Raw genomic sequence first — 15260 nt, 5'->3', positions numbered from 1 at the left:
GAGACCGGCATTCGCCATGCGGCTCGACGCCAGTCTGCTGGCGCGAGGCGCCCAGGGCGGCGTCCGGGAATAGCCAGGCGGGAAGGGGACCGTCGCGTCCCTCTCCCGCCGTGTGGCCGCGCCCGCCGGGGCGGGCATTCCCTCAGAAGTTCCAGCGCACGTTCAGGAAACCGGCGTTCTCGCGGCTGCCGTTGCCGAACTGGCCCTGGTAGCCCAGCCCGATCGAGGCGTTCTTCGAGACCGCGATCTCGGCGCCCAGTTCGGTGACGGCGGCGTCGCGCGCCACCGGCGTGCCGGCCACCGTGAAGGACGGGCCCGAGCTGAAGGCCATGGCGCGCTCGGGATCGACATCGCCCATCGCGTGGCGCCAGCCGAGCGAGGCGCGCAGACGCGCGGGGGCGCCGGCGATCTCGGTGTCCAGCTTGCCGCGCAGGCCCACGGTGGTGGTGGTGATGTCGTTGCTGTCGCTGCCCGCCGACAGCGCCGCCGAACCGCCGTTTTCCGAGAAGCCGCCCATGCGCTGCTTGATCCAGGCCGCGCCGACGAACGGCTCGACCGTGGCCCGCGGCGACACCGGAATGGCGTAGCCCAGTTCCCCGAAGATCTGCGTGGTATTGCCGTCGTACTTGGTCTTGAGCTCCTGGTTCCGGCCGGCCAGCGTCAGGTCGCGGCGGTTGTCGATGCGGTGCCAGCTATAGGCCGCGCCCGCCATCAGGTTCCAGGCCGAGCCGCCAGGCTGCACGAACGACTTGCCGCCGAACAGCGAGACGCTGTAGCTGTCGACCTTGGCGCGGGCATTGCGGCTGTCCTGCCAGATGGTGCTGTCCTGGTAGCCCAGCGCCATGCCGACGCGCCAGCCGTCGCCGACGCGGATGTCGCCGCCGGCCTGCACGCCGCCCACGCGCTGCTTGTAGCTGGGCGCGTTGCCGTCGCCATCCTGGCTCTGCCAATTGCCGATGACCTCGGCCCAGACGTTGCGCTGGCAGGAGAAGCGCTGCGAATAGCCGCCGTTGGTGCGCAGCGCCTCGTCGCACGGACGGCCGTCTTGTGTGTTCTCGCTCTGCAGGCTGTCGCGCAGGTGGTTCAGCGGCAGGGTGCGGGCCGATTCCGAGCTGCGGATCAGCGCCGAGGCCAGCGAGGCGTGGCTGTCGCCGGACAACTGCTTGAACGCGGCGGTGGCCTCGTCGGCGGTCAGCCCGAGCAGGGCGCCATACAGCGCCGAGTTGGGATCGATGCCGCCCAGGGCGCCCGCCACGGCGCGCTGGTTCGGCGTCTGCGCCACCGAGCCGAAGCCGGTCTGGTTGCGGGTGAAGGACACCGTGACGTTGTTCGGATCGTAGCCGACCGCCGCGTCGACGAAGGCCAACTGCGGCAGGACGGCGTTGGCGAACACGCCCTGGCGGCCCTGGTCGGCGGTGAGCACCGTGAAGGTATCGTTGCCGGTCAGGGGGCCGTTGTTGGTCACCTTCAGCGTGCCGCCGAGGGCGGCGGTGCCGGTCACGTGCACGTTGGGGCCGGCGTTCGGACCGACGCCGACCGCGAGCGTGGCGCCCGCGCCATTGCTGAAGTTGGTGCTGACCTTCAGCCCGCCGCCCGCGCCCGAGCCGCTGACCACGGTGCCGGCGTTGGTCAGGCTGGCGATGGTGCCGTAGCCGGACAGGGTGCCGCCGCTGTTGACCTGCACCGCGGCGGGCAGGGTGGCCGGCGCCTGGGCGCTGCCCAGTTGCAGCGTGCCCCCGTTGACCGCGACGGTGCCATTGAAGGTCTGCGAACCGCCGATGCCGAGCGCGCCGCCGCCTTGCTTGACGAGGGTGCCGGCGCCCGCGAGCGACCCCGAGAAATTGCCGTCCGAGCCCTGGTTGAACACCAGCGTGGCGTTGTTGGTGATGACGCCTTGCAGGCTGCTGGTGTCGCCGATCAGGGTGCCGGCGTTGATGCGGGTGCCGCCGGTGTAGGTGGACGGCTGGGTCAGCGTCAGCGCGCCGGCGCCGTCCTTGACCAGTTGGCCGCCGCCGCTGATGCCGCCCGTCATGGCGCCATCGGCGCCCTGGTTCATGCGCAGGGTGGTGCCGGCCGAGGTGCTGACGTTGCCCTTGACGCTGGCGCTGTTGCCTTCCAGCGTGCCGCCGGCGATCACCGTGCCGCCGGCATAGGCGTTGACGCCGTTCAGCACCAGGGTGCCGTCGCCCTGCTTGAGCAGCGCGCCGGTGCCGTTGATGGACTGGTTCAGCGTGAACGTCTGGTTGGCCGCGACGATGTCCAGGCCGCCGCCGGTGCCGTCGAGCGAGATCGTCCGGGCGGTGGTGGTGTAGCCGGCATCGGCGATGCGCAGCGTGCCGCCGTTCAGCGAGATCGCGCCGCCATTGCCCAGTTGGCTGTCCTGGGTCACCTGCAGCACGCCGCTGCGGATCGAGGTGTTGCCGGTGTAGGTGTTGTTGCCGGCCAGGATCAGCGTGCCGCCGTTGCCTTTCTCGATGCCGCCCGCGCCGGTGATTGGCGCCGCGATGGTGGCGGTGGCGCCGGCCTCGACCCGGAACGGGGTCAGCGCCTGGGCGATGCTGAGTTGCCCGCCGGCGCCGGCGGCCAGCGTGTAGCCGCTGGTCAGGAACTGCACGCCGGTGACCGCCTGGCTGCCGTCGATCGTGACGGTGCCGCTGGCGCCGGAAAAGGCCGCGTACTTGCCGTTCCAGTTGCTGGCCAGGTTGCCGCTGGCGTCCGTCCAGTTGTTGCCCGCGGCGTTCCAGGTGCCGCTGCCGCCGGCGATCACGCCGTCGGGCGCGGTCTTGGCGCCGTTCCAGAACAGGATCTCGCCCGGCTGGCTTTGCAGCACCAGGTTGACCTGGTTCGGCTGGTTCTGCAGGGTCAGGTTGGCGCTGGTGTAGCCGGACGGCAGGACGCCGTAGGTCAGGCCGGCGCCGGTCATCGTGCCGCTGTACGAGAACAGGCGATAGACGCCCGTGCCGAGGCTGCCGCCGTCGTAGATGTTGAGGATGCCGTTCAGGGCCAGGTTCTGCCCCACGGTCACGGCGGTGGTGGCGGAGTTCGGCGCGCCCAGCGTGAAGTCGAGCTGGGTGCCGGCCGACAGGTTCAGGTTCTGCGCGAACGAGATCGGATTGCCCGGGGTGCCCGCCACCAGGTGCGCGCCGTTGCCCAGCGTGACGTCGGTGGCGACCGAGCCCGAGCCGCCCAGCGAACCGCCGGCGTTGACCGTGACGTTGCCGCCGCCCAGCGTGCCGTTCACCAGCAGCGCGCCGCCGTTGACGGTGGTGCCGCCGCCGACCGTGTTGTTGCCGGTCAGCGTCAGGTTGGCCGAGCCGTCCTTGGTCAGCGTGCCGGCGTTGGTGCCGGTGGTGGTGATGTTGCCGCCATAGGTGCCCTCGGCGCCGGTCTGGTTGAAGATCAGCGCGCTGCCGTCGACGATGTTGATGTTGCCTTGCAGGCTGGTGGCGTTGCCCGCCAGCGTGCCGGCGTTGACGGTGGTGCCGCCGGCGTAGCTGTTGGCGCCGGTCAGGGTGACCGTGCCGCCGCCGTTCTTGGTCAGGCTGCCGCCGCCGGAAATCGCGCCGCCGAAGCTGCCGTCGTCGCCCGTGGCCTGGTTGAACACCAGGCTGGTGCCGGTCGCGGTGCCGATGGCGCCCGTCAGGCTGTGGGTGTCGCCGATCAGGGCGCCGCCGGCCAGCGTGGTGCCGCCGCTGTACTGGTTCTGGCCGTTCAGCGTCAGCGTGCCGCTGCCGGACTTGGTCAGGCTGCCGGCGCCGGTGATGTTGCCGGCCAGCGTCAGGTCGTTGGCGCCGGACACGGTCAGCGCCGCGCCCAGGTTGACCAGGTTGGCGAGCGCGACGCCGGGCGCGCCGGCCTGCAGGGTGCTCGCGCCGGTCACCGACAGGCCGCCGCTGCCCAACGCGGTGTTGCCGCCGGTGACCAGCGTGCCGCCCGCCAGGGTGGTGCCGCCACTGTAGGCGTTGGCGCCGTTCAGGGTCAGCGTGGAGGTGCCGGTCTTGACCAGCGGACCGCTGCCGTCGACCACGCCGGCCAGCGTCAGGCTGTCGCCGCCGTTGACCGTCACGCTGCCGCCCAGGGTCACGTCGTTGGTCAGGGACGCGTTGCCCAGGCCGCTCAGCGTGGTGCCGGCGGCGGCCGTCAGGGCGCCGCTGCCGAGCGCGCTGCTGCCGCCCACGACCAGCGAGCCGCCCGACAGGGCGGTGCCGCCGCCGTAGTTGTTGTTGCCGGTCAGGGTCAGCACGCCGGCGCCGGTCTTGTCGATCGCGCCGGCGCCGCTGATGACGCCGCTCAGTCCCAGGTTGGCGCCGGTGACGGTGGTGGTGCCGGCGCCGAGCGTGACGGCGTTGGCCAGCGTCACCGGGGCGGTGGCCGAGAGGGTGGTGCCGCCGCTGGTCGTCAGCGTGCCGCTGCCCAGCGCGCCGTGGTTGCCCACCGCCAGCGTGCCCGCGTTCAACTGCACGCCGCCGCCGAAGCTGTTGGCGTTGCCCAGCGTCAGGGTGCCGGCGCCGTTCTTGACCAGGCCGCCGGCGCCGCTGACGGCGCCCGCCAGGGTCAGGTCGTTGGAACCCGGCAAGGTCAGGGCGCCATTGAGCACGACGGCGTTCTGCAATTGCACCGCCACGCCGGCATCGAGCTGCGTGCCGTCGGCGGCGATCAGGCTGCCGGTACCCAGCGCGGTGTTGCTGCCGGCGGTGATCTGTCCGGCAGTCAGTTGCGTATTGCCCTGATAGCTGTTGTTGCCCGCCAGCGTCAGCGTGCCGGTGCCGGACTTGACCAGGCCGCCGGCGCCCGACAGGTTGCCGCCCAGCGTCAGCGCCTGGCTGCTCTGGACCGTCAGGTCGCCCTGCAGCACGGCGTTGTTGGCCAGCGTCAGCGCGGTGTCGTTGGCCAGCGTGGTGCCGGCCGCGGCCGTCAGCACGCCGGTGCCGAGCGCAGTGTTATTGCCGACCTTGAGGGTGCCGCCCTGCAACTGGGTGCCGCCCACATAGGTGTTGGCGCCGTTCAGCACCAGGGTGCCCGCGCCGGTCTTGGTCAGCGTGCCGGTCGTGGCCGTGCCGGACACCACGCCGTTGACGGTGTAGACCGCGGCCGCATCGGCCACGTCGACGCCGCCGGCCCCTTGCAGGGTCCAGGCGCGGCCCGTTGTGCCCGGCGCCGCGCCAGCGTAGCGCAGCGTGCCGCCGTCGAAGACGACGCCGTTGGCGGCGTTGCCCAACTGGTTGTCGGCGCTGATCTGCAGCACGCCGCCTTCGAGGCGGGTGTTGCCGACGTAGGTGTTGGCCTGGGTGAAGATCAGCGTGCCGGCATCGCGCTTGGCTATATCGACACTGCCGCTCAGCACGGTGTCGAGCGTGGCGGTGGCGTTGGGCTCGACCCGCAGGGTCGCCACGCCGTCGCTGCCGGCCTGCGCGGTGAGGCCGCCGGCGCCGGTGACGATGTAGCCGTCGGTGGAGAACTGCAGGCCCTGGAACTGCTGGTTGGCGGCGACCGTGACGGTGCCGGCGTTGCCCTGGAACACGCCGAACTTGCCGCCCCAGGCCTCGGCCGCCAGCGTGGTGGCGTTGCGCCAGGTGGTGCCCGCGGTGGTCCAGGCGCCGTTGCCGCCTTGCCAGAACTGGATCTCGCCCGCGCTCGACTGGTTCAGCACGTTGATCTGGCCGGCGATGCCGGTCTGCAGGCTCAGGTTCGGCGACGCGCCGGTGCCCAGCGCCAGGCCGGCGGTGTTGCCGTTGCCGCTGTAGGTGACGATGCGGTAGACGCCCACGCCGAAGCCGGGGGCCTGGGTGACGTTGACCTTGCCGTTCAGGGTGACGTCGCCATGCACGTTGACCAGGCTGCCGGAGTAGGGCGCGCCCAGCAGCGCATCGATGCTGGAGCTGCTGTCGACCGTGAGCGAACCGAAGGTCAGGCCGCCAGGGTTGGCGGAGCTGACCGCCAGGCTGCCGCCATTGAGGATCGACACGTTGCCGCTGGCCGTGCCGCTGCCGGTCAGCGTCGAGCCGGCGCCATTGACGTTGACGTTGGCGTTGGCCAGCGAGCCGGTCAGGTTGACCGTGCCGCCGTTGATGTTGAAGGCGCCGCTGCTGGTGCTGGCGCCGCCCAGCGTCAGGGTGCCGGTGCCGGTCTTGGTGATGTTGCCGGCGCCAGCCAGCACGCCATCGAAGAGGCTGTCGCTGGCGCTGCCCAGCGACACGTTGGCGTCGGCCTGCAGCACGCCGTTGCCCGTCAGGCTGGCGATGGACTCGGCGCCGGTCAGTTGCAGCGTGGCGCCGCCGTCGATGCGCACGCCCGACGCGGAACTGATGGCGTTGCCGCCCGCCGCGAGCAGCGTGCCCTGCGCCACGCCGATGCCGCCAGACAGCGCGTTGTTGCCGCTCAGCGTCAGGGTTCCCGTGCCGGTCTTTTCCAGGTTGCCCGCGCCCGACAGCACGTTGCCGAAGGTGCCGTTGGCGTTCTGGTTGAAGGTCAGCGTGGTGTTGGCGGCGGTCGCGACATTGCCTCGGATGCTGTCGGTGTCGCCGGTCAGGCCGCCCGCGTTCAACTGGGTATTGCCGTTATAGGTGTTGGCGCCTGTCAGGGTGAGCGTGCCGCTGCCTTCCTTGACCAGGCCGCCGGCGCCGCCAATGACGCCGGCCAGGGTCCAGTTGCCTGCGCCATCGGCGGTGAGGGTGTTGTTGAGCGTGACGTTGTTGGCCAGCGTGACGCCGTCGGCGGCGGTCAGGTTGGCCGCGCCGGTGACCGTCAGGGCGCCGGTGCCCAACGCGGTATTGCTGTTGGCGGCCAGCGTGCCGCTGGCCAGGGTGGTGCCGCCGGCGTAGTTGTTGGCGCCGGACAGCGTCAGGGTGCCACTGCCGTTCATGACGAGGCCGTTGGCGCCGCTGACGGTGCCGCCCAGGGTGATGTCGTTGCCGCCGTCCACGCTCAGGTTGCCGCCATTGAGCGCGACGTTATTGGTCAGGCTGACGGCCTGGGTGCTGGTCAGCGTCGAGGCGCCCGCCACGGTCAGCGCGCCGCTGCCCAGGGCCTGGTTCGAGCCCACGCTCAAGCCGCCCTGCGCCAGCGTGACGCCGCCCTGGAAGGTGTTGGCGCCGCTCAGGCTCAGCGTGTTGGCGCCTTGCTTGACCAGAGAGCCGCCGCCCGCGACCATGCCGCTCAGCGTCACGTCCTGGGCGCCGGAAACCGTCAGCGCGCCGCCGTTGAGGGTCACGTTGTTCGCCAGCGTCACGCCTGTCAGCGCCTGTAGCGTGGCGGCGCCGTTGACCGCCAGGGCGCCGCTGCCCAGCGAGGTATCGGCGCCGACCACCAGGGTGCCGCCATTGATCCGGGTGCCGCCGCCGAAGGTGTTGGCGCCGGCCAGCGTCAGGGTGCTGGCGCCGCTGGCGTTCAGGCCGCCGGCGCCGCCGATCGCGCCGGCCAGGGTCAGGTCGTTGGTGAGATCCAGCGCCAGGCCCTGGTTCAGCGTCACGTTGTTGTTCAACGTGACGGCCTGGGTCGAGCCCAGCGTCGCCGCGCCGGTCACCGTCAGGTCGCCGCTGCCCAGCGCGGCGCCGTTGCCGACCCGCAGGGTGCCGGCGGCCAGGCTGGTGCCGCCCTGGTAAGTGTTGGCGCCGTTCAACGTCAGGGTCGAACTGCCGCTCTTGAGCAGCGAGCCGGCGCCGTCGATGGTGCCGGACAAGGTCAGGTCGCGCGCGCCGTTGACGGTCAGCGCATTGTTCAGCGTCACGGTGTTGGCCAGCGCGATGGCCGGGCCGCCGGCGGTGCCGGCCAGCGTGGCGGCGTCGTTGACTTGCAGCGCGCCCGAGCCGAGCGCCGTGTCGGACCCCACTATCAGGCTGCCGCCGTTCAGTTGCGTGCCGCCCTGGTAGGTGTTGGCGCCAATCAGGGTCAGGCTGCGGCCGGCCGCGCCGGCGATCAGGCCGCCAGCGCCATCGATCACGCCGGACAAGAGGGCGTCGTGCGTCTGCGCCAGCGTCAGGGTGGCGCCGCCGGCCACGGTGATGGCATTGCCCAGCGAGAGGTCGACGCCGCCGTCGAGCGCGGCGTTGCCATTGACGGCCAGCGGGCCCAGGCCCAGCGCCTGGTTGTTGCCCAGCAGCAGGGTGCCGCTGTTCAACTGGGTGCCGGCATGGGTGTTGATGCCGTTCAGCGTGAGCGTGCCGCCGCCCGATTTGATCAAGGTGCCGGCGCCGCCGAGGGCGCCGTTCAACGTCAGGTTGCCGCTGCCGCCCGTGGTCAGGTTGGCGCCCAGCGCCACGTTGTTGTCCAGGGCGACGCTGCCGTCGGACAGCAGGCTCGATGCCCCGGCGACGGTCAGCAGGCCCGTGCCCAGCGCGGTGTTGCTGCCGACGCGGATCGCGCCCGCGGACAGGGTGGTGCCGCCGGCATAGCTGTTGGCGCCGTTAAGCGTCAGCGTGCCGTTGCCCTGTTTGGCCAGGGCGCCGGTGGTGCCGGCCACAACGCCGTTGAGCGTCAGGTCGTTCGAGCCCAGATGAGTCAGCGTGTTGCCGGCGCCGACGAAGACATCGTTGGCCAGCGTCACGGCGGCGGTGCTGTCCAGGGCACCCGAGCCGTTGATGTTGAATGAACCGCTGCCCAGCGCGGTATTGCTGCCGACCGACACCGTGCCGGCCGCCAGCGTGACGCCGCCGATGGCGCTGTTGTCGCCGCCCAGCGCCAGCGTGCCGGCGCCCAGCTTGGTGACGCGGCCCGCGCCCGCCAGGGCCTGGTTCAGCGTGAAGACGTTGCCGGCGTCGGCGATGTCGAAGCCTGCGCCCGCGCCGACGTCGATGGCGCGGCTGGTGCCGGTGTAGCCGGTGCCCGTCACGCGCAGCGTACCGCCGGCGAAACCGAGCGCGCCGCTGGCGTCGCCCAGGTTGTTGTCGGCGCCGACCTGGATCACGCCCTCGCTGATCAGCGTGCCCCCGGTATAGGCGTTGGCGCCGCCCAGCACCAGCGTGCCGAGGTCGCGCTTCTGCAATTGGCCTGCGCCCTTGATGGCGCTGTTGACGGTGCCGGTCATGGTCGGATCGACGCGGAACGCGTTCGGCCCCGTGGCCAGTTGCAGGCCGCCGCCGGTCAGGGTGTAGCCATCGGTGAAGAACTGCATGCCGGTCACCGCCTGGTCGCCGGTGAGGGTGACGTTGCCACCGGCGGCGCCGCCGAACACGGCGTACTGGCCGCCCCAGGCCTGCGACAGGTTGCCCGACTGATCGGTCCAGTTGGTCTGGCCCGTCACCCAGGTGCCGCTGCCGCCGGCCAGCACGCCGTCGGCGGCGGTCTTGGCGCCGTTCCAGAACTGCACGTTGTTGCCGCCCGCGGACACCACCAGGTTCACCTGCTGGTTCACCGCTGTCTGGATCTGCAGGTTGGCGGGCAGGGTGCCTGGCGGCAGGCTGCCCAGCGCCAGGCCGTTGTTGGTCAGCGTGCCGGTATAGCCCAGCAGGCGATACACGCCGACGCCGAAGCCGCCCTTGTCCGTCACGTTGAGATTGCCGTTGAGCGTCACGTTGCCGTTGACCTGCACCAGCGCCTGCGGCGTGGGCGCGCCCAACGAGACATTGAATTGCGAGCTGGAACTCATGTTCAGGCCGCCCAGCGTTAGCGTCTGGCCGGTGGTGCCCGTCAGCGCGCCGCCGGTGGCGATATTGGCCACGCCGGCCACGCTGCCGGTGCCGCCCAGGCTCGCGCCCGCGCCCACGTTGACCTGCGAGCTGGCCAGCGAGCCGGTGACGTTCAGGCTGCCGCCGGCCACGTTGAACAGGCCGGTCTGCGTGTTCACGCCCGACAGCGTCAGCGCGCCGGTGCCGTTCTTGACGATGTTGCCGGCGCCGCTCAGCACGCCGCCGAAGACCGAGTCGGCGTTGTTCTGCCCCATCTGCATGGTGGCACTGGCGCCCAGCGCCAGATTGCCGGCGCCGCTGAGCGAGCCGAACGTTTCGCTGTCGGTCAGCCGCAGCGTGGTGCCGGCCGCCAGGTTGACGGCCAGGTTGTCGGCCAGCGCCTGTCCGCCGCGCGTTTCGACTGTGCCCGACAGCAGGTTCAGGCCGCCGGTGAAGGTATTGGTGCCGTTCAGGATCAACGTGGTGTTGTTGCCCAGCACGTCGACGCTGCCGCTGCCGCTGATGGCGCCGCCGTAGGTCGCGTTGGCGCCTTGCGCCAGCACCAGCTTGCTGTTGTTGAGCACGGTGGCGCCCAGGCTGCCGGTGCCCGCCTGCAGCACGCCGGCATTGATGGTGGTGTTGCCGAAGCTGTTGGCGCCGGTCAGCGTCAGGGTGCCGGCGCCGTTCTTGATGAGGCTGCCCGCGCCGTTGATGGCGCCGTACAGGCCGATGTTGTTGCCGCTGTCGACGGTCAGGTTGCCGTTGAGCGCGACAGTGTTGGTGAAGTTGCGGTTGGCGGTGCTTTGCAGCGTGGCGTTGCCGCCGATGGTCAGTTGGCCGCTGCCCAGCGCCGTGTCGCTCGCGGCGATCAGCGTGCCGGCATTGAGCGTGACCCCGCCCGCATGGCTATTGTTGCCGGACAGGGTCAGGATGCCGTTGTCGTTCAAGGTCAGGCCGCCGGCGCCGCTCACCGCGCCGGACAGCGTCAACCCCTGGCCGCCGGTGTTCAGGCCCAGGCCCGCGCCCAGGCGGATGTGGTTGGCCACGCTCAGGCCGCCCGCGGCCAGCGTAGCCGCGCCTTGCACGTCCAGCAGCCCGGTGCCCAGAGCCTGGCCGCTGCCCAGCGTCAGGGTGCCGGCGTTGAGCAGCACGCCGCCGCTATGGGTGTTCTGGGTCGCCAGCGTCAGGTTGGCGCCGCCGTTCTTGATGAGCTGGCCGCTGCCGGAGAGGGCGCCGGCCAGCGTCAGGTCCTGCGAGCCGAGGACCGACAGGTTGTCGTTCAGCACGAATTGGTTGCCCAGGCTGACGGCCGCGCCGGCATCCAGCGCGGTGGCGCTCTGCACCACGGCGCTGCCGGTGCCCAGGGCGTTGTTGGCGCCCGCCACGATGGCGCCGCCATTGAGCGTGGCGCCGCCGAAGGTGTTGCCGGCGTTGAGCGTCAGGGTGCCGCTACCCGTCTTGACCAGCGAGCCGCCAGCGCCGGAAAGGGCGCCATTGAGCGTCAGGTTGTTGCCGCCAGCGATGGTCAGCGTATTGCTCAAGGCGAACGTGTTGGAGAGCGCGATGTTGTTGGCCAGGCTCGACAGGGTCACCGCGCCATTGACGATGACGCCGCCGCTGCCCAGGGCGGTGTTGCTGCCGACGTTCACGCTGCCGCCGCTGAGGGTGGCGCCGCCGCCGAACGTGTTGGCGCCGTTGAGCGTCAGCGCGCCCGCGCCGCTCTTGACCAGCGAACCGCTGGCGCCGCTGAGCAGGCCGTTCAGGGTCAGGTCGCTGGCGCCATTGAGCGTCAGCGTATTGTTCAGCACGATGGCGTTCTGCAGCGCCATCGAGGTGGTCGAGGCCAGGCTGGCGGCGCCATTCACGGTCAGCGCGCCGCTGCCGAGCGCGTTGTTGTTGCCGACGATCAGGCCGCCCGCGTTGATCTGGGTCGCGGCGTGGCTGTTGGCGCCGCTCAGGGTCAGTATGCCCGCGCCGTTCTTGACCAGCGTGCCGGCGCCGCTGAGGTTGCCCGACAGCGCGAGGTTGCCGGTATTGGCCAGGGCGAGCGTGGCCCCCAGCCCGACGTTGTTGCCGATGCTGGTGGCGCCCACGGTTTGCAGCGTGGCGGCGCCATAGACCGCCAGGTCGCCCAGGCCGAGCGCGGAGTTCGTGCCCAGCACCAGCGTGCCGCCGCCCAGCCGCGTGCCGCCGGTGTGGGCGTTGGCGCCGTTGAGCGTCAGCGTGCCGGCGCCCGACTTGTCCAGGTAGCCGGCGCCGCTGGTGGCGCCCGACAGCGTCAGGTCGTTGGCGCCCTGGATGCCGAGGCCGTTGGCGCCGAGCGCGATCGCATTGCTCAGCGATAAGGCCTGCGTGCTGGCGATGGCGCCGCCGTTGGCGGTCAGCGTGCCGCTGCCGAAGGCGCCCGCATTGTTGAAATTGACCAGGCCGCCATTCAGCGTGGCCTGTGCGGCCACCAGCGGACCGCTGACGTTCCAGGTGCCGCCGTTGACGATCAGGTTGTTGAAGTTGATGTAGGTGGCGGAACTGGCGGTGCCGCTGCCGCTGGTACCGCTGGCGCCCGGGTTCTGCAGCACCAGCGTGTTGTTGCCGCCAGCGCCGCCGTCGACCAGGCCCAGCGCCGAGAAATTCAAAGCCACGCTCGCGCCGAGTCCGTTCAGGCTGGCGCCCACGCCGATGCTCGTGGCGCCGCCCTGGCTGACGGACGAGCCGGTAACCGCGGTGAAGGTGTTGGCGCTGTTGATGCCCATGTGCACGCTGCCGTTGATCGTGCCGGCATTGGTGAAGCTATTGCCGGAAGCGGAGCGGCCCAGGCCGACGCGGCCATTGATGACGGCGCCGGCCGCGTTGGTCACGGTGATCGGCGCGCCGCCATAGGCGGCAATCACAGGGCTGCTCAGCAGCGCGGTCAGGTCGGGCAGCAGGCCCGGGCGGATCTCGATGAGGTTGGTATTGGTGATGTTGATGGTGCCGGTGGCGTCGCTCATGGCCACCAGCGCGGCGCCGCCCACGCCGGTCAGGACCGGCAGGCCCAGCACGGACAGGCCGGTGCCGCGCAGCAGTCCGTTGTTGTTGATGACCACGGAGCCGCCGTTGGCGGTGTTGCCCAGTTGCGCGCCAGTCGCGCCCAGGCTGAGCAGGGCGCCCAGCCCCAGGCCCGGGTCGACGGCGCCCTGATTGGTCAGGCTGGTGTTCTTGCCACTCAAGGTGATCGAGGGGCCGACCAAGGCGGACGAGGACTGTCCGCTGGCGGTGACCAGCACCGAGGCGCCGTTCACGCTGCTGTTGACGGTGTTGATGTTGGGAATCGGGAGCAGGACGACGGCGTCGTTGCACAGGATCGACGTGCCGGAGGTGGTACACGCCAGTGCGGCCGGGACGGGGGCCAGCAGCAGCAATAGCGCCCGCCACGCATAGTTGAAGGAAAAACAGGAAAAGCCATGCCGGTGGCCAGGTTTCATCTCAGCTCCAGAAACACAATGAACCTTTTCTGGAGCACCGGATCGCCAACCTGCCCGGTGCCTCGAAAAAGGCGATTGCTGCACATCGGGAAGCGCGAGCGGCGGTGGTTTTATAGGGGTGCCGCTTTTAAACCTGGCGTCAGTTTGAAAGTAATTCGACGAGATGTTCTTTAAGAATCTTGTTTAAATAGTAACTGTTATTTTCATAAATTCAACGAATTCTCTCATGATGAAACTTTCAAATAGATACTAAAATTACTAATTGAACTATCTATCCAAAATAATGGGGCGAATGTGAGCTCGGCTCAATAAAATCCCTTGTTCCAGTATTTTGAAATTTTAATAATTCATCAAAGCGACGGCTTTTTGCTGCTTTTTATTTTTAAAAGTTGTCAATCTCACGGCATGCGCAGGGGAAATATTGTTGGGGAGTCGATTTTTCGTGGCCGGGCGGGGCACACGGGAATGATTTTTGCTGACCGGATTCGTGTATTCGGAAACAGCGATCCGGAGAAGCTCGTAAATTTTCGAATAAATGTCCGGCGTTGCACCGGTGAGTTTTCGGGGCAGCGAATGCAACAATTCCTGCGTGATGCAACCGCCTGGCGATAATGTGCCGCCAGCGCGAATACTATTCAGGCATGGCGCCATGCGGCGCGTGAATCAATCCGCCGCGACGGGCGTGGACATCCAGCGCAATATGAAGCGCGCGCCGCCCAACGGGCTTTCGCGCACTTCGATGGTGCCCTTGTGGCTGGCTGCCACGCGCTTGACGATGGCCAGGCCCAGGCCGGCGCCGCCGGTGCCGCGGTCGCGGCTTTCGTCGAGCCGGATGAAGGGTTCGAAAATGCGCTCGCGATCGACAGGCGCGACGCCCGGGCCGTCGTCATCGACGATCAATTCGTAGCCGCCCGTCGGGCAGCTCGTCAGCGAGATTTCGATGCGCGCGCTGGCGTAACGCACGGCGTTCTGGACCAGGTTGAGCAGCGCCCGGCTCATGTAGCGCGGATGCAACTGCACATGCGCCGGCAGGCCGTCGCGCACGTGGCAATGCACGCCGCGCGCGTCGGCCTGGTGCGCCACCTGCGCCAGCGCTTCGCCGAGCCAGTCGCGCACGTCCACGGTTTCCTGCTTGACGACGTCGTCGGCGGGACGTTCCAGCCGCGCGTACACCAGCAGTTCGTCGACCATGGTTTCGAGCTCGCGGATATCGGCGCGCATGTCGTGCAGGATCTGTTCGCGCCGCGCCTGGAATTTCTCCTGGCCCAGCATGTCGACCTCGAACGACAGCCGCGCCAGCGGCGTGCGCAATTCATGCGAGACGGCGTTGGTCAGGCTGCGCTGATTCTCCACCAGCGCCGAAATGCGCTCGGCCATTTGATTGAAGCTCTCGCCGACATGGCGGATGCCGGAGAAATGCGACAGGCGCGCGCGTACGCGCAGGTCGCCCTGGCCCATGCGCAGGGTGGCGTTGCGCAGCGAATCCAGGTCGCGCCACACCGGCAGCGCCCACAGGAGCAGCAGCACGGCCGCCAGCACCATGCTCAGCGCCAGCCACGCGCCCCATGTGATCCACTTTTCCAGCGTGGGTTCGCCGGGCAGGCGCATCTCCAGCCATTGCCGCGGTTCGCCGGGCAGGGGAGCGAGATAGGTGTTGTATTCGTCGCGCATGATGAAGCCGCGCGTGGCCAGATCCTGCTTTTCCTGTTCGGTCGCTTCGATCCGTTCCGGTGTCACCAGCTTCAATTCCAGGCCATAGTGCGGGCGCAGGGAATCGCGGATGAAGGCGGCGCGTGATTCGGGCTCGATCGGATCGAGTTCTTTATGCAGCGCGTACATCTGGCCGCGCACGGCCTCGTACGACAGATCGGCGCTGATCGATTCGAGCAGATAACCCAGGCTGCGGTTGACCAATTGCGAGGCGGCAATGTAGGCGATGGCGGCGACCACGAAAATACGGATCGTGAACTTGAGCATTCTGGAATTCCTGTGGGCGCGGGCGCCGCACATTTGCCGCTCGACGCGTCTGGCCACCGCGGTGGGCCGGCGTATTCTACAGAGCGGATATCGGGCTATCCAACGGATTTTGTATGGAAATTGTGAAGCTTGATGCAGTACTCTGGCGGAACCGCGCCGGGCGAACGATTGAAACTGCCACGCCGCCCGGCTATAAGCTTGAATCACGCCGCCGCGCGAC

Annotated in this window: 3 protein-coding genes; all 3 read right to left on the bottom strand. The window is 69.3% G+C overall.

The features are described 5' to 3' along the window. Positions 1-142: 142 nt before the first annotated feature. A complete protein-coding gene (locus SB816_RS26110) occupies positions 143-13063 on the bottom strand; it encodes an autotransporter-associated beta strand repeat-containing protein (RefSeq protein ID WP_410547739.1) in 12921 nt (4306 codons plus the stop codon). 339 nt (positions 13064-13402) lie between these two features. Beyond that, positions 13403-13714 (bottom strand): hypothetical protein, encoded by a 312-nt coding sequence (locus tag SB816_RS26105; protein ID WP_410547738.1) that lies wholly within the window; start codon positions 13712-13714, stop codon positions 13403-13405. Positions 13715-13726: 12 nt separating this feature from the next. Next, positions 13727-15040, bottom strand: a complete 1314-nt coding sequence (locus tag SB816_RS26100) for an ATP-binding protein (protein WP_410547737.1) — start codon at positions 15038-15040, stop codon at positions 13727-13729. Positions 15041-15260: the final 220 nt, after the last annotated feature.

Source organism: Achromobacter sp. SIMBA_011 (assembly GCF_046535435.1).
GTDB classification, from domain to species: domain Bacteria; phylum Pseudomonadota; class Gammaproteobacteria; order Burkholderiales; family Burkholderiaceae_B; genus Achromobacter; species Achromobacter dolens.
The sequence above is the reverse complement of the archived record's forward strand: the minus strand, read 5'-3'. Positions and strand labels throughout refer to the sequence as shown.